This window comes from Nocardia sp. NPDC051833, from assembly GCF_040681225.1.
Classification (GTDB): domain Bacteria; phylum Actinomycetota; class Actinomycetes; order Mycobacteriales; family Mycobacteriaceae; genus Nocardia.
Genome location: NZ_JBFAYK010000004.1, coordinates 478,679 through 494,454 on the forward strand (window position 1 = coordinate 478,679; position 15,776 = coordinate 494,454).

The following is a 15,776-nucleotide window of genomic DNA, read 5'->3' on the forward strand; positions in this document are numbered from 1 at the left end:
CTCAGGCCAGGAGTTCGCGGGACAGGGTGGTGGCCCACCATTTCTCGACGCGGTCCGGGGACCAGCCGCGTTCGGTGGTGAAGGTGGTGAAGACGTCGATGGTGCACAGGGCGGCGTAGACGTCGACGGCGGTGTCCAGGTCGTCGCGGAGGGTGCCGTCGGGCCAGGAGGTGAAGACCTGGACGCGGACGTCGTCGGCGCGGCGGCGGGCGTCGCGGTAGGTGGTCGCCAGCTCGGGTTCGGTGCGACCGGCTTCCCGGACCAGGGCGATCACGTCGGCGGCGCGTTCGAAGAGGCGGCGGTCGTAGCCGGCCATGGCGGCCAGCTGGCGCGGTGGATCGCCTGCGGCGGCGTCGAGTTCGGCGAGCATGCGCGGCCCGTCCGCGGACAGGTCGGCGGCATCGACGATCGCCTGGACCAGGCCGGTTTTGCTGCCGTACGCGGAGTACACGGTGGGCGCCGAGACGCCCGCCTCGCGGGCGACCTCGCGGACGGTGGTCGCGGCCCAGCCCTGGGCGACGAACAGACGGCGCGCGGCGTGGGCGATCTCGGCGCTGGTGGCCTGGGCCTGCAGGGTGCGGCGCAGTGAGTCGTAGCGGCGGCGCGGTGGGTCGCTCGGCAACGGTTCCCCTTTCGTTTTACGGTCACTATATTCAAAACATGAGTGATAAAGCCAATATCTCGGCCGAGGTGCGGTTCCAGCGGATCGCCGGGGTGGCGGGAATCGTGTTCGTCCTGGTCATCCTGGGTGCGAACCTGGTTCTCGTGCCCGCGGGACTGCCGACGCCCGGCACCGATTCCGGCGCGGCGGGCGCGTTCTTCGCCGACCATCGCGGTCTGGTCGCCGCGGCCATGGCGCCGACACCGCTGGCGTGGTTCTGCGCGGTGGTGTTCGGCGCCGGTGTGCTGACGGCGGTGCGGCGGGCCGAACGTGCGGCGGGCACCGGGTGGTCGCTTGTGGGCTTCGCCGGATTGCTGTTGCAGAACGCCGCTTTCACGGTGATTGTCGCGATCCGCTACGCCCTCGGTCTCGCACCCGAGACGGGGGCGCTGTGGGTGCTCCACGATGCGCTGCTCGCGCTCAACGGCACCTTCCTGGCGCTGGCGCTCGTCGGCCTGACGCTGGCCGGACGCCTCGCCGGGCTCGTTCCGCGCTGGCACGCGGTGATCGGATTCTTCGCTGCCGCAATGCAATTCACCGCGGCGGCCCTCGCGCCGGTGGTCATCGACGAGAAGGGGCCGCTCGGACTGGTCGGCCTGTCCGGCTGGCTGCTGTGGACGATCTGGTTCGCGGTGTACGGGATTGCGCTGCTGCGGAATTCGTCGGGCGCCGAGCGCGCATGACTTTTGTCATCGGCTGCCCGTGCGGGATTCATCGCTGATCGGTGATCGCGCTTACTACTGGGGAGAGCCCGCGTCGACGACCGTGGAGAGTGTGAGAAAGGGGCACACGATGAACGACATCGTCATCGCCGCGCGTGGGCTGCGCCGCACCTATGGTCGCGGTGCGGGGGCCTTCGAAGCCGTCGCAGGGGTGGATCTGGACATCGTCGAGGGGGAGGTGTTCGCGCTGCTGGGGACCAACGGCGCGGGCAAGACCTCGACGCTGGACATGCTGGAGGGGCTGGCCGCGCCGTCGGCGGGCCGGGTCGAGGTTTTCGGCCTCGACCCGATCCGGCATCGCGATCAGGTGCGTCCGCGGGTCGGGATCATGCTGCAGTCCGGGGGACTGCCCGCCGAGCTCACCGTCGCCGAGACGCTGGCGATGTGGCGCGGGACGTGCAGCACGCCGACCACCGTCGACACCGTGCTCGCCCAGGTCGGCCTGGCCGACCGCGCGACGGTGCGGGTCGGCTCGCTCTCGGGCGGTGAGCGACGCCGTGTCGACCTGGCCTGCGCGCTGCTCGGGCAGCCGCGCCTGCTGTTCCTGGACGAGCCGACCACCGGCCTGGACCCCGAGAGCCGCCGCGCGACTTGGCGATTGCTCGCCGACCTGAAGGCGGCCGGGGTGACGATGGTGCTCACCACGCACTACCTCGACGAGGCCGAGTCGCTGGCCGACCGCATCGTGATCATGGACAAGGGCGCGGTGGCGCGGCGCGGGACCCTGCGCGAGATCGTCGACGGTCATCCGTCGCGGATCGTGTTCGACCATCCCGGACTGCCGGTGCCGCCGCTGCGTGGCGCGCGGATCGAGGCGCGGGAGCGCGTCACCATCAGCACCGACGACCTGCAGGGACACCTGTTCGCCCTGCTCGACTGGGCGCGCGAGGCCGGCGTCCGGCTGGCCGGGCTCGATGCCCGCGCCGCCTCCCTCGAATCGGTCTTCCTCGACATCGCGGGCGACCACGACGCCCCCGCGCCCGCCACCGAACTGATCGGAGCCCGACGATGACCACCGCCACCGCGCCCCGCCGCCGTCCGCTCGCCGCCCTCGCCGCGGCCGAGTGGCTGCAGTTCCGGCGCAACAAGACCCTCGTCTACCTGGCGACGCTGTTCCCGGTCGGGATTCCGCTGGCCACCTATTTCATCGCCCGCAAGGACACCGCGCCGACGGCCGCCATGGCCGCGGCGGCCGTGGAGATGCTCGCGCTCATGGCATTGGTGTTCGTGCAGTACTACTCGGTGCTGTCGATGGTGACGACTCGCCGCAGCGAGGGTGTGCTCAAACGGTTGCGCACCGGCGAGGCCGCCGACTGGCAGATCCAGGCCGCGCCCGCGGTTCCGGGTGTCCTGGTGACCTTGGCGTGCACGGTCGTCGTCACCGCCGTCGTCTACGGCAGCGGAGCGCCCGCACCGATCAATCCGGTATTGATGATCGCGGCACTGGTCGGCGGGATCGGGGTGTTCGCGCTGCTCGCGCTGGCGACCAGCGCGGTCACCAAGAACGCCGAGGCCGCCCAGATCACTTCGCTGCCGGTGATGCTGCTGGCCATGCTCGGGCTCGCCTCGATCCGCACCGTCCTGCCCGACCGGCTGGCCGTGCTCGCCGACTGGACGCCGTTCGCCGCCGTCTCCGACCTGGTGTTCCTCGGCGCGGCCGGCAAGACCGCGACGGCAACGGCAACCGATCCGGTGCTGAGCGCGGCCGGGACCGTCACCGCAGCGGGCCCCGCGTTTGCGACACTGGCGATATGGACGGTCCTGGCACTCGCGCTGACCCGCAGGAGCTTCCGCTGGGACGATCGGGGATGAGGCGCTGGACCGCCGGGTGGCACGAGCTGTCGAGCGCGGCCAAGTTCCGGTTGTACTCGCGGCTCACCCTCCAGGCGGCCATCGTCACGGTGGTGGCCGCGATGGCCCTGTCCGCCTCCTCCGGTCCGTCGATCCCGATGATCGTCATCGGCGGGATCGCGGCCGTCGCGGCGATGGAAGCGCAGCCCGATCTCGCCACCAGGCGCGGAATGGTGGCGCGGCCGTGGTTGCTGCCGGTGGCCGCGGCCACGCTGGCCGGGCTGTGGGGGATCGGCGCGGTGGTGTCCCTGCTGGCCACCGACGAGCGGATCGTCGACACCGCGCGGGCGGCCGGCGGATTCGCGACGATGTTCGCGATGTTCGCCATCGTGCCGTTCGTCCGGCACAGGTGGTGGCTGCTGATCGGACTCGCCCTGGCCACGGCGCTGGTCTTCGGGCTCCCACAGGGAGCCGCGCCGCAGGCCGCGGCGGTGTTCCTCGGCACCGGCTTCTTCGCCGTCGGGGTCACGCTGCTCACCGTGTGGGGCTTGGGCATCATCGACGAACTCGACCGCGCGAAACTCGTCGAAGCCGAGTTGCAGGTCGCCGAGGAACGCTTGCGCTTCGCGCGCGATCTGCACGATGTCGTCGGGCGGGGATTCTCCGCGATCGCGGTGAAAAGTGAACTGGCCGTCGCGCTTTCCCGATCGGGTCAGCACGCGGACGCGGAGTCGGAGATGGAGGCGGTGCGGATGCTCGCCGTCGAGTCGATGGGTGCCATGCGCGCGCTGGTCCGTGGGTACCGCGATATCGACCTGCGGGGCGAGGTCGCCGGGGCCAGGTCGTTGCTCTCGGCGGTCGGCTGCGAGCTCGTCGTCGAAGGCGACGCGGCCGCCGTGCCGCCGCGATTCCACGAGGTGGCGGCCTGGGTGGTGCGCGAGGGGACGACCAATATCGTCGAGCACTCCGCCGCGACCACCGCGACGCTGGCACTCGGCGGCGCCGGGATGTCGCTGCGCAACGACCGCCCGCATGCCGCGATCGGCGCGCGCTCAGGGCTGCGCGGCCTGGCCGAGCGGCTCACCGCCGTCGGCGCGACCCTCGACGTCACTGCGATCGCCGAGGAATTCACCCTCGAAATCCACTGGGAGACGATGTGATTCCGATCTACCTCGCCGACGACGAGACGCTCATCCGAGCCGCGCTCGCGACGATGCTCGGGCTCGAGGCCGATCTGACGGTCGTCGCGCACGTGGGATCGGGCACCGAACTCGTCGACCTGTGGCGGCGTCGCGCCGACGCGGGCGAGCCGATGGCGGTGGCCGTCATCGACCTGCAGATGCCGGGGATCGACGGTATCGATACCGCCGTCGAGTTGCAGCGGATCACCCCGGGCGCGGGCACGCTGATCGTCACCAGTCACGGCAGGCCCGGCTATCTCAAACGCGCCCTCGCCGCCGGGGTGCGCGGCTTCCTGCCCAAGACGACCTCGGCGGCGACCCTGGCCGAGGTGATCCGCACCGTCCACCGGGGTGGCCGCTATGTCGACCCGGAGCTGGCGGCCGAGGCGATCAGCGCGGGCGACACCGTCCTCACCGCGCGCGAGGCCGATGTCCTCGAATTCGCCGCCGACGGCGCCTCCGTCGACGACATCGCCCGCCGCGCCCACCTGTCCCCGGGCACCACCCGCAACTACCTGTCCTCGGCGATGAGCAAACTCGGCGTCTCCAACCGCTACGAGGCCGCCCTGAAAGCGAGGGAGAAGGGCTGGATCTGATACGCGCCCACGGCCATTGGCGCTCGACCCGACACCCGTGCCTGCCGCTGGCAGGATGAATGTCGTGCGTTTCACTGTGCTCGCCCTCGTGTCGTCGCTGGCGGCGATCCTGCTGACCGGATGCTCCCTGTTTCCGCAGGGTCCCGATCAAGCCGAGCGCGACCGCTGGTCGCGGGTGATCGAGTCGGCGGTCGAGGACCTTCCCGGAGTGGCCGAGGCGACGCACTCGTTCGACTATCACCCGTACGGCCCCAACTCGTACTACACCTCCAAGCTCGATGTGCGGCTCGACGACGAGGCCGCCCCGGCCGAGGCGGCGGCCGTCGTCCGGACCATGGCCGCCCAGCAGCTCCCGCCGCAGTATCACGGCGAATCGACCCTGCTCGATATCGACCGTGGGTCGGACTCCTACTACGGCGGGTGGCTGTTCGGGCGGAATGTGGACGTGGAAGCGAACGCGGTATCCGATTGGTCCCGGCTGTCGGCGGCCCGGACCGGTGCGAAGATCCGCTGGTCCAGCACCATCGAAGTCAGCGCCGGCTCGGCGGCCGAACCCCACCGCGCGACGGCGGCGATGCGCCGGATCATCGACGGGTTTCCCGAACTGGCAGCCAACTTTTGGGCGGTGTCCTCGGATCATGCGAAGTGGTCGACCAGCGGGCATTCGTCACTGGAGCCCAGTCTGGGCTACGGGAGCCGCCCCCGCCGCTTCCCCTCCGACGTTGAACTCGATCTGTGGGAGCGGCTGCTGACCGATCCACCCACCCGAGCGATCGTCGAGATATCGGTCATCGACCCGCCCGATACCGCGGGACGCGCCATGAAAGTCATGGTGTTCCCGCCCGATTCGGAGAAATTCAGCGCCGAGCAGGCGCGGCAGCTCGCCGAACGGCATCTTCCGCACCTCGCCCGCCTCGGTGCCGTGGTCGACTACCAGATCGTCCGACGCGATGGTCCCGGTCTCGGTCTCAGTGTTCTGGTGGGCGGCTGTCCCGGATCCGAGCGGGAGGTCTCGCCCGAGTCGACGGATTTCGCGCGCCGGTACGAACGCTGCTGACAGCGGCATCTGGTCGCGGGATCGCGCTGCCCGCCTGCGTCGCGGCGCTTAGGGTGTGGGCAGGACGGCCGATGGAGGAGTGACAGTGGCTGCTGAGCTGGTGAAGGGGCAGAACGCGGGGTTGGCACAGCCGGGGGTGGTGCTGACCGTGCGGGGCGGTGTCCCGGCCGATCTATCGGCGCTGCTGGTGACCGGGGCCGGGAAAGTGCGCTCCGACGCCGATTTCGTGTTCTTCAACCAGCCCGAGGCGCCAGGTGTTCGACTCGACGGGACGGCGCTCGCGGTGACGTTCGCGGCCGTGCCCGCCGACATCGAGCAGATTCGCGCGGTGATCACCGTCGCGGCCGAAGGGACGACGTTCGGCGGTGCCGTCGCACCGGTGGCCGCGGTGGCCGACGCGGCGGGGAACCCGCTGTACGAGTACGTGATCGACGGGCTCGACCGGGAGTCGGTGGTGATCGCGCTCGAACTGTACCGGCGGGGTGAGCAGTGGAAGGTGCGGGCCGTCGGCCAGGGGTATGCCGGCGGGTTCGCCGATCTGGTCACCGATCATGGGGTGAGCGTCGACGACGAGCCCGCGGTGGCGACCCAGCCCGAGGTGCGGACCGTCCCGGGCGAAGCGGCCCTGTCGTTCGAGAAGCGCGAGAAGCTGGACCTGCGCAAGCGCGAGGTCGCGAAGGTCCTCCTCGACAAGAGCGCGTTCGGCACCAGGGCGCGGGTCGTGCTGGTGATCGACAAGACCGGCAGCATGCAGAAGCTGTATCGCGGCGGCACCGTGCACCGCGTGGTGGAACGGATGATCCCCGTCGCCACCCAGCTCGACGACGACGGCACCCTCGAGGCCTACCTCTACGCGCTGACCTTCGCCAAACTGCCCGACATCACCGTCGCGGGCGGCGAGCAGTGGGCCCAGACCTATCTGCACCTGACCGGCACCCACGACGGCATCGACTACGACAGCATCGGCGGCCGCAACGACGAACTCCCGGTGATGCGCGCCGTCATCGACACCCTCACCGCGGGCGCCGCCCCCACTCTGGTCCTGTTCTTCACCGACGGCGGCTTCGCCAAGAAGCGCGAAATCGCCGCTCTCATGCGCGAAGCCGCGGCCCTGCCCGCTTTCTGGCAGTTCATCGGCCTCGGCAAGGCCAACTTCGGTGTCCTGCGCACCCTCGACGAACTCGACGGCCGCGTCGTCGACAACGCGGGCTTCTTCGCCATCGACGACATCGACCGCGTCGACGACGCCGAACTCTACCGCCGCCTGCTCGGCGAATTCCCCGACTGGCTCCGCGCCGCCCGCACCGCGGGCATCCTCCGGTAGCACCGGACGACACGACGTCGCACGGCGCGGCCGCGACCACCACGACCCGGTTCTGCGCAAGTGCTTGCGCGATCCTCTAGTGTGATATTGAATATATTATCTATGAGATGAGGGTTGAGTGTTTCGGCTCCGGATCGAAGGGTGATGTCATGAGTGGTGAGCATCTGGCCAAGGTCGCGCGGCGCGTGATCGCGGGGCTCGACGCGGACGGCAAGTCGACCATCGCGGTCGACGAGAACACCGCGACGCGGGTCGCGCTGCCCGCGTTCACGGTGAACGACGTCTGGCGGGTCGACGCGCTGCCCGCGGCCACGGCCGATGGTGACACCCTGGCCGCCGACGTCGAGCTGGATCCGCCCGCGGCGGGCGTGGTGGTTCGGCTGGCGACCTTCCCGCCGGATGCCGAGATCGATCCGGCGGTGTACGCGGAGTCGATCGGCAACCTGCACGGCGAGGACGCCAAGGCCGAGGACGACGCGATCGTCGGCCTGCACGCCACCGAGACCGTCGACATCGCCACCATCATCGACGGCGAGATCTACGCGATCTACGAGACCGGCGAGACCCTGCTGCGCGCAGGCGACACCGTGATCAATCGCGGGATCAAGCACGCCTGGAGCAACCGGACCGACAAGCCGGTGACGATGGTAGCGGTGATGCTGCCCGCCAAGCGCTGAGCGGATAGTCGCCCTGGTCGCCGCGGAGCCTACGAGCCGTTCCGCACCGCGGCGATCAGGTCGCGGATATGGGCGTCGGCGACGGCGTAACCCGGGAAATAGCAGCAGATCCGGTCGGCGAAGCCGCCGAAGCGCGCCCGGATGGCGGCGGCGCACTGCTCCGGTGTGCCGTGGACGGCGAGCGTGCCGAGCATCTTGTCGTCGACCAGATCGGTCATGGCCGCGATCGCGCCGCGCTTGGACAGCGCGTTGAGCTCGGGCTGGAGGTCGGACCAGCCCTCCACCTCGAGCACCGGGCGATAGGCGGGCGTCGATCCGTAGAAGGCGAGCAGGCGCCGCGCGCCCACCGAGGCCGCGTCCAGCTCGGCGGCGGTCCGGCCCATCGCGACGATGACCTGCGGATACACCGCCAGGTCGGCACGCTGCCGCCCGGCGCGGTCGAGCCCGTCCTCGATCGCGGGCCAGGTTCGTTCGGCCAGATGGCGGGCGCTGTTGAAGGGCATGATCAGGAGACCGTCGGCGACTTCGGCGGCCACCCTGGTCATGATCGGGCCGAGGGCGCCGAGGCAGACCTCGGGCATCCCATAGGGATTGGGACCGGGATCGAACGTGGGCGCCATCAGGGTGTGCCGGGTGAACTCCCCGTCGAAGCGCAGCGGAGTCCGGTGCTGCCACGCCGTGAGGATCGCCTTGACCGCGAGCACGGTTTCGCGCATGCGGGCGGCGGGTCGCGACCACGTCGCGCCGTAGCGCTTCTCGATATGCGGACGGATCTGCGAACCGAGCCCGAGCCGGAACCGGCCGTGGCTGAGCAACTGCAGATCGTAGGCGGCGTGCGCCAGGTGCAGGGGACTACGCGGCAGCGCGATGGCGACATTGGTCATCAGGTCGACCGGCGCGGTGCCCGCGGCCAGTGTCAACGGCAGGAAGACATCGTGCGGGCCTTCGAAGGTGAACAGGCCGTCGGCGCCACAGGCGACCAGCTCCGCCGCGCGGGCCGCGGCGTTGTCCGGGCGGCCGTCCAGCTGGAGATCCACCTGTAGAGGTCCTCGCGTCATCACCGCATTCTCGTGGTGCGCGGACCTGGGTGTCCGCGCTACCGGCGGGATGTCTCGGTCAGCGGGCGACGACCACGACGGCGATCCGTGCGGTCGTCTCCTTGACGCCGTTCTGGCGATATAAAGAGAGCGATTGAATTACATTGTCTCAATGGTGGGTGCACGCGATTCGCGCCGGTTCGTCGTCATCGGGGGTGGTCTGGCCGGGTTGGCCGCCGCGGTGTGGCTGGCGGAGGCCGGGAAACAAGTGACGTTGCTGGAGCGGCGGGCTCGGCTGGGCGGTCGCACCCAGGCGATGCGCGTCGCCGAGGTGGACGACCTCGCGGACAACGGTCAGCATGTGGTGGCCAGCGGATACCACAGCCTGTGGCGGTATCTGGACAGTGTCGGCACCCGGCAGTACGTGGAGTTCCCCGGCGCCGGGAGCCTGCGCTGGCCGGGCGGGCGCGCGGTCATGTTGTACACCAAGGGTTTCGGCGCGGTGCGCACGCTGATGGGCGCGCACCCCGACGCCGGCCCGCTGGAACGGTTGCGTGCGCTGCGCTCCGCGTTGACGCTGGTCCGGCAGGCGCTGTGGCAGCCGCGCGACCTCGCCGACCTCACCACCGCGCAGTGGTTCCAGCGTGTCGGCATGCCGGCGAAAGCCAGGGAAGCCCTGTGGGACTGGCTCGCGCTCGGGATCGCGGCGGAACCGGTGGACCGGGAGTCGGCGAAGGTGTTCGCCGACGTGCTGGCCACCGGGGTCCGGATCGGCCTGCGGGACCGGGCGGCCGTCACGATCGGATACCCCACCGTTGACCTGGACACCCTCTACATCGCCGGAGCCGAGCGGGTCTTCGAACGCCACGGCGTCGACGTGCGCTACCGGGCGGTGGCCCGCAAGATCGTCGTCACCGAGGGCAGGGCGACCGGTGTGCAGCTGGCCGATGGCACGGTGCTCGAGGCCGACGCGGTGATCTGCGCGGTCCCGAACTCCAATATCGGCGGCCTCCTCGACGACCTGCCCGAGCATGCCGAAATCTACGCCGCCGCCGACAAACTGAACGTCACCCCGATCGTGAGCACGAACCTGTATCTCGACCGGCCGCTGAAGACCGCGTCGGCCATGGAGGCGCTGATCGGTGGCACCGGGGTGATCGATCAGGTCTTCGACCGGCAGCGCATGCACGGCCGCACCCCCGACGGCACCTGGCTGTACTGCCTGACCACCAGCGGCGCCTACGAGCAGATCCACAGGAGCAACGAGCAGATCGTCGCCGAGCAGATCGACCTCATCCGCCGCTACTACCCGGAAGCCGCCGACGCGAAGGTCGTGACCGGCCACGTGGTGAAGATGCCCAAAGCGACCTTCTCCCAGGTCCTTGGCACCGACAACCTGCGCCCCGACCAGCGCACCTCGGTCCCGAACCTCATGCTGGCCGGCGACTGGACCCGCACCGACTGGTCGGCGACGATGGAAAGCGCCGTCCAGAGCGCCGAACGCGCCGTCGCGGCGCTCCTCGACCCGTAGCGATCGCGCTCACGGCAGGGTCCAGAACACCCTCGTCACCAGATAGAAGAACAGCGCGGCCAGGGTCAGGAACCCGATCGAACAGACCAGGCCGAGCACGTCGGTGCGCGGGTCGCGGTCGGGGCCGGGGCGCATCCAGAAACCCAGCGCGCGGGTGACGATCGGCATCACCACCCAGGTCAGCAGGCTGACCGACAGGATGTTGCCGATCAGCAGACTCAGCCACAGCTGGGCGCTCGGCCAGAGCTCGTCGATCGCCAGGGTGAGGATCACCACCGTCGGATACAGGCCGACCAGCACCGACAGGGCCGTCTTCCACGAGGCGGGACCGTCGTCGGCCCCGGTGGTCGGCGGAAACCACGACCCGTAGGGGTTGGCGATGCGGTGGACCTCGAAGTCCCGGAAGTCGGGGGCCTCGGCCAGCAGCGCCTGGCGCTCGGGGGACTCGAGCCAGCCGTTGAGATCCTCGACCGAGGCGTAGGAATAGACGATCGTCCACTCGTCCTGCACGCCAGGAATCGGCCGGTGCAGCGCGGACCCGCGGAAGCCGCGGAAGGTTCGCTCGGCTTCGGTCACGCGGGCCTGCCAGGCGACGAATTCCGCCTCGCGGTCGGCGGGCACGGGATGCGAGACGACGACGGTCGCCACGTCGCCGTCCGGCTCGTCGACCAGAACGTGCTGGGTCGACGGCCGCTCGAAGAACCCGGTTCCGCGCGCGAGCAGGTCCCGCCGCGTCTCGCTGTCCAGCCAGCGTTTCAGATGATCGATGCCGTCGAACCGGTACAGCACCGACCACTCGGCCCCGCTGTCGCCCGGCGGGGTGACCTCGGCGCCGAGGAAACCGGGGAAACCGGCCGCGGCGTCGTTGACCTCCGCCTGCCACCGCCGGAACTCGGCCTCGCGGCCCGCGCGCAACCGCTGGGTGATGATCACCGTCGCCGCGGCGGGCGGCACGGCCTTCGCGGCCGGCATGTCAGTACGGGTGCTTGTCGGGCTTCTCGGCCCACGCCTTGTACGCGACGGCGCCCAGATCGCGGCGGAACTGTTCGATGCGCACCCGGCGCTCGGACAGCGGCCGCGTGAAGTCCTCGTATTGGAACGCGTCGTCGAATCCGATCTCGCTGGTGTCGGCCAGGTCGCTCGCGAAATGCACGGCGTCGAGGCGCGCCCAATAAATGGCGCTCATGCACATGGGGCAGGGTGCGCCGCTGATGTAGATCTCCATTCCCATCAACATTTTCGCGCGTTCGGGCAGCTTGTCGGCGGATCCCTCCGGGCGCGGGACCAATGTCAGGGTCGATTCGTTCTGGTGTTCCCGGGAAATGGACGGCGCTTCCCCGTTGAGGACCTGGGCCGCCTTCCGGATGGTCTCGATCTCGGCGTGCGCGGTGACGTCGCCGGTGAGCAGAACCCGGTTCTGACCTCGTGCGATGATCTCGCCGTCCTTCGCGATGACGGCGCCGAACGGTCCACCCCAATTGTTGTCGACCGACTCCTTGGCCAGCCTGCATGCCTCTTCCATGAGTTCATCGGGTGTCATCGAAATCGTCCCTCGCAGTGTCGGTGCCACGGCTGAGTGTGGGCGTAATTTCCTGGACATCCGGAAAGATCGCCGGTGTCCTGTCGACGGCAGCTGTGTGCCGTAATGGCGGCGGTGACCGATCGAATCCGCCGCCTCTCGAATCTACCTCCGGGCCGGTTCGCGCGGAATAGCGGCGATTCCGGTGCCCAGGTCGGGGGCGGAAAATCGGTTGTCGACCACGAGCGGCATCGTTAGCCTGTCTACCGTTTGTGACCCCACACCGAAAGGACATTCCGATGGAACCCGTCACCGAACGCGACATCAGGTCGTCGTTCGTCAACTGCTCGAAGGGCGACGCCAAACGGCTGTCCGTGCCGCGCGACCTCGACGCCCGTCCCTGGGACGATCTCGACTTCCTCGGCTGGACCGATCCGTCGTACCCGGGCCGCTGCTATCTCGCGGTCCCGCGCGACGGCGAACTGGTGAGCGTCGCCCTGCGGCACGAGACCGGCGGCTCGGGCAAGACGCAGATGTGCGCGTTCTGCCTGACCACCCACACCGGCGGCGGCGTCTCGCTGATGACCGCGAACAAGGCCGGTGAGTCGGGTCGGCGCGGCAACACGGTCGGCAGCTATCTCTGCACCGACCTGGCCTGCTCGCTGTACGCCCGCAACAAGAAGCGGCCCGCGCTGGGCAGCCGGTATCGCGAGGACCTGACGCCGGAGGAGAAGGCGCAGCGGGTCCGCGAGAACCTGTTCGCCTTCCTGGACCGCCTGTACACCTAGCCGACCTGACCCACCGCACCTGAGGAGGTAGCTGCCATGTGCCGACACTCGAGACCCCGCACGCCAGACGACCCGAGTTCTCTTGCCGAACAAGAGAACTCGGGTCGCGATGCCTTGCCGGTCGAGGTGGCCCGGAGTTGTCCGGACCGCGTCGAGCGGACGGGGATCAGAGCATGGCGTTCATGATCGTGCCCGCGCTGGTGGCGACCGCGCCGCCGATCATTGCGCCCGCGATCATCTTCGGCGACTCGAGTCCGCCGCCGGTCCACTTCTCCCAGGCGAACTTGCCGCCCGCGTAGGTGATGGCGATGACGCCCGACAGCAGGATGAACCAGGTGAAGTAACGCACCAGCTGCAAGATCTTGTCCGACATCGGGGGTGCTTCGGGAGTCGGATTGCCGATCTGCGCCAGGGTATCGGTGACGGCGGCCAGAATCATGTTTGCTCTCACTCGGTACTCGGGGGAACGGCGATGCACTGCTGTCGCTGATGTTATCCGGTCGAATCGGGTGCCGCAGCCGCCCACCCGGAGCGGACCGATCGGTTTTGTTGGTGTGCCGGGGGTGCGCGCCCGTATCCTGGACTCGTTCGAATACGGCAGTGCTGGAACGCAGTTCGCATCACGCGAAAAGGGGAGCAGGCTATGAGCATCATTCTGACGTCGATGGCCGAGACTGTCACGACGTTCGCGCAGGTCGGCAACCCTACGCCCGAGGCGCCGCCGCTGTCGGACAAGATCATGCAGATGGTCCAGTACCTGACCTGGTTCATGATCTTGTCGGGTGTGCTGGCGATCACCGTCGCGGGCGGAAAGTTCGCCTGGGAGAAGTGGAACGGCAGCGCCATGGAGTCGCCCAAGATGATCGCCGGCGCCATGATCGGCGGCGTGGTGGCCACCAGCGGTGGCACCATCATGAACGCGATTCTCGGCTAGATCCGAGCGCCCTTGGCGCGGTTGCAGGCTCGGCACAGGATCTGCAGGTTCGCCGCGCTCGTCGCACCACCGCGGCTCAGCGGGATGATGTGATCGAACTCCAGGTAGTGGCCGTCACCGCACTCGACGCAGCGACCACCGTCGCGTTGCCACACCTGGGCCTTCACGTCCTGCGGGATGCTGCGGCTGTCCCGCTGGCCCGGCGTCAGGACCAGGCGTTTCGCCACGCGCAGCGCGCCTTCCAGCGCGGCCGCCACATAGTCGGGATCGGTGACGCCGAAGGTGGCGCCACCGCGCGCCGAGGTGGCGGCGAGCACCACGGTGCCGTGCTCGGGATGCACGGAGACGACGCGGTTCCACGGCAGTTCGATGCCGGTGCCGTCGCCGACGAAACGCAGCTTCTTGGAGCTGCCGATCAACCGGCCCTCGGTATTGCGGGGGCCGCGCGCGAGCATCCTGATGTGCACGGCGGGCAGGTCCAGGTGCACGCGTTCCTCGGGATCCAGGTGCAGGCCCGGGGTATCGATGGTGGGTAGCTCGCCCGCGCGGAGCCGGGACAGGGTGCGACCGCGGTGCATCCGGCGCCGCAGGTCCTCGACCATCGGGCCCGACAGGGCCAGCTCGCTGACCACGTGCTCGAACGCGTCGAGCTCGTCGGCGAAGACCTCGCCGTCGGCGAAGGCGAACGCGACCATCCGCTCCACCTGGGTCAGCCCGGCCTCGCGCAGCACCGCGCGGCCGCGTTCTTCGTCGATGCGCTGGTAGCGCAGGGCCGCCCACACCTCGATCCAGTCCTCGGACAGGGTGCCGGGGCCGGTCAGCACCCGGCGGGCGCGGGTGCGCCAGTGGGTGAGGAACTCCTCGATCTCGCCCGCGCACGCCCGGCACGGGCCGTGCCCACCGAAGAGTTTGCGGCGCAGCGGGTTGTCGCAGCGGGGACAGCGGGCGCGATTGTCCCGCACGTGGGTGCGGGTGCTGGTCGTCCACTCGTCGCCGTCCCACCAGCGCAACTGATCGGGGACCTGTGGGTCGGGATGCCAGTCGGCGAGTTCCGGATCCGGCGGTGGCGGTGGCGGGACGTCGATGACGCGGCGGGTGAGCGCGGGCGGACGCGGCAGGGCGCGTCCGGAGAGCGCGGGATCGACCGGATCGTCGGTCGCGGTGTCCGCGTACCCGGCGGCGACCGAGGCATCGCCGTTCGAACCGAGGGCGACCTCCGCGCGATCGGCGACGCGAGCGGACATCGCCGGAGCGGGCCGCGCGGGCACGCCGGATCGATCCGCGGCACGGCCGGGGTCGTCCACGGTGACGCCGAATTCGGTGGCCAGCCCGGCCAGCCCACCGGACCAGCCCTGCCCGATCGCCCGGAACCGCCACTGCCCGTCGCGCCGATAGAACTCGCCGAACATCATCGCCTGCACGTCCTCGATGGCGTCCAGCGGGAAGGTGGCCACCGGCCCGTCGGCGGCGTGCACGGTGAGCGTCAGCTCGGTGAGCTGATCGAAGGTGCCTTCGTCGAGCGAGGCGCTGACGACGATGCGCGCCACCTCCGCCTCGGTCCGCGGCAGCGACACACTCAACCGCGCCGTGCCGGGCGCGGGCTCCTGATCCAGGGTCACCGCCTGCGAGGCGTGCCGAGGGGCGTTGAAGAACACGAAATCCCGATCGCCACGCACCAGCCCCGACTCGGTGACCAGCAGCGCGTGCGCGTCGACGGCATGCGCCGACCGCCATGAAAGAACCACGGCGAGAAGCGATGTCGGGACCGGCGCGTGCGCGCCCTTACGGAGTTCCATGGTCCTCGCATGATGCCACGCCCTACCGACAGTGTTTATGGAGCGCTGGCGCGCTCGAGTCGCGGCCCCTCCTGTCCCGGGGGGGGGGGGGCCCGGGGGGGGGGGGGGGGGGCGACGCCACCCCCCCCCCGACGCGGGGGGGGCGGCGCCGCCCCCGGCGCG

The 15,776-nt window shown here is 69.8% G+C and carries 17 protein-coding genes; 11 read left to right on the forward strand and 6 right to left on the reverse strand.

The features are described 5' to 3' along the window. Position 1 precedes the first annotated feature (1 nt). On the reverse strand, positions 2-622 hold the full coding sequence (locus AB0L91_RS30665; protein ID WP_365015930.1) for a helix-turn-helix domain-containing protein: 621 nt from the start codon (positions 620-622) through the stop codon (positions 2-4). A 38-nt stretch (positions 623-660) separates the two neighbouring features. On the opposite strand from AB0L91_RS30665, the gene AB0L91_RS30670 reads away from it, so the two are divergent. The 8 genes from AB0L91_RS30670 to AB0L91_RS30705 all read left to right on the forward strand — a co-directional run bounded on the left by AB0L91_RS30670 (position 661) and on the right by AB0L91_RS30705 (position 8,009). Next, positions 661-1,344, forward strand: a complete 684-nt coding sequence (locus tag AB0L91_RS30670) for a hypothetical protein (RefSeq protein ID WP_365015932.1) — start codon at positions 661-663, stop codon at positions 1,342-1,344. Between the two features lie 109 nt (positions 1,345-1,453). Continuing rightward, the gene (locus AB0L91_RS30675) at positions 1,454-2,395 is read left to right on the forward strand and encodes an ABC transporter ATP-binding protein (RefSeq protein ID WP_365015934.1); all 942 of its coding nucleotides are present in this window, start codon (positions 1,454-1,456) and stop codon (positions 2,393-2,395) included. Then, a complete protein-coding gene (locus tag AB0L91_RS30680) occupies positions 2,392-3,195 on the forward strand; it encodes an ABC transporter permease (protein ID WP_365015936.1) in 804 nt (267 codons plus the stop codon). The genes AB0L91_RS30675 and AB0L91_RS30680 overlap by 4 nt, the downstream gene beginning before the upstream one ends. Next, positions 3,192-4,334, forward strand: a complete 1,143-nt coding sequence (locus AB0L91_RS30685) for a histidine kinase (protein ID WP_365015937.1) — start codon at positions 3,192-3,194, stop codon at positions 4,332-4,334. Before AB0L91_RS30680 ends, AB0L91_RS30685 begins: the two co-directional genes overlap by 4 nt. Further along, positions 4,331-4,951 carry a response regulator transcription factor gene (locus tag AB0L91_RS30690; RefSeq protein WP_365015938.1) on the forward strand — a complete coding sequence of 207 codons (621 nt, stop codon included), beginning with the start codon at positions 4,331-4,333 and terminating at the stop codon, positions 4,949-4,951. The genes AB0L91_RS30685 and AB0L91_RS30690 overlap by 4 nt, the downstream gene beginning before the upstream one ends. A 64-nt stretch (positions 4,952-5,015) precedes the next feature. Beyond that, on the forward strand, positions 5,016-6,008 hold the full coding sequence (locus tag AB0L91_RS30695; RefSeq protein ID WP_365015939.1) for a hypothetical protein: 993 nt from the start codon (positions 5,016-5,018) through the stop codon (positions 6,006-6,008). An 85-nt stretch (positions 6,009-6,093) separates the two neighbouring features. Continuing rightward, positions 6,094-7,332, forward strand: coding sequence for a VWA domain-containing protein (locus tag AB0L91_RS30700; protein WP_365015940.1), 1,239 nt, complete (start codon positions 6,094-6,096; stop codon positions 7,330-7,332). Positions 7,333-7,481: 149 nt separating this feature from the next. Beyond that, on the forward strand, positions 7,482-8,009 hold the full coding sequence (locus AB0L91_RS30705) for a cupin domain-containing protein (protein ID WP_365015941.1): 528 nt from the start codon (positions 7,482-7,484) through the stop codon (positions 8,007-8,009). A 29-nt stretch (positions 8,010-8,038) separates the two neighbouring features. Here AB0L91_RS30705 and AB0L91_RS30710 read toward each other — a convergent pair whose 3' ends face one another. After that, the gene (locus AB0L91_RS30710; protein ID WP_365015942.1) at positions 8,039-9,067 is read right to left on the reverse strand and encodes a TIGR03617 family F420-dependent LLM class oxidoreductase; all 1,029 of its coding nucleotides are present in this window, start codon (positions 9,065-9,067) and stop codon (positions 8,039-8,041) included. A gap of 151 nt (positions 9,068-9,218) precedes the next feature. Between AB0L91_RS30710 and hpnE the strand changes: the two genes are divergently transcribed. Then, positions 9,219-10,577, forward strand: coding sequence for a hydroxysqualene dehydroxylase HpnE (hpnE, locus tag AB0L91_RS30715; protein ID WP_365015944.1), 1,359 nt, complete (start codon positions 9,219-9,221; stop codon positions 10,575-10,577). 9 nt (positions 10,578-10,586) lie between these two features. On the opposite strand, the gene AB0L91_RS30720 is transcribed toward hpnE, so the two are convergent. Continuing rightward, on the reverse strand, positions 10,587-11,549 hold the full coding sequence (locus AB0L91_RS30720) for an antibiotic biosynthesis monooxygenase (RefSeq protein ID WP_365015946.1): 963 nt from the start codon (positions 11,547-11,549) through the stop codon (positions 10,587-10,589). A 1-nt stretch (position 11,550) separates the two neighbouring features. Next, a complete protein-coding gene (locus AB0L91_RS30725; protein WP_355278973.1) occupies positions 11,551-12,117 on the reverse strand; it encodes a nucleoside deaminase in 567 nt (188 codons plus the stop codon). Between the two features lie 278 nt (positions 12,118-12,395). Between AB0L91_RS30725 and AB0L91_RS30730 the strand changes: the two genes are divergently transcribed. Continuing rightward, positions 12,396-12,884 carry an FBP domain-containing protein gene (locus tag AB0L91_RS30730; RefSeq protein ID WP_365015948.1) on the forward strand — a complete coding sequence of 163 codons (489 nt, stop codon included), beginning with the start codon at positions 12,396-12,398 and terminating at the stop codon, positions 12,882-12,884. A gap of 166 nt (positions 12,885-13,050) precedes the next feature. On the opposite strand, the gene AB0L91_RS30735 is transcribed toward AB0L91_RS30730, so the two are convergent. Beyond that, complete coding sequence (locus tag AB0L91_RS30735) at positions 13,051-13,323, reverse strand: hypothetical protein (RefSeq protein ID WP_110040220.1); 273 nt, start codon at positions 13,321-13,323, stop codon at positions 13,051-13,053. Positions 13,324-13,527: 204 nt separating this feature from the next. On the opposite strand from AB0L91_RS30735, the gene AB0L91_RS30740 reads away from it, so the two are divergent. After that, the gene (locus AB0L91_RS30740) at positions 13,528-13,818 is read left to right on the forward strand and encodes a hypothetical protein (RefSeq protein WP_110040221.1); all 291 of its coding nucleotides are present in this window, start codon (positions 13,528-13,530) and stop codon (positions 13,816-13,818) included. Here the strand turns inward: AB0L91_RS30740 and AB0L91_RS30745 are convergent. Next, positions 13,815-15,614, reverse strand: a complete 1,800-nt coding sequence (locus AB0L91_RS30745) for a TerD family protein (RefSeq protein ID WP_365015951.1) — start codon at positions 15,612-15,614, stop codon at positions 13,815-13,817. The genes AB0L91_RS30740 and AB0L91_RS30745 overlap by 4 nt on opposite strands. Between the last annotated feature and the right edge of the window lie 162 nt (positions 15,615-15,776).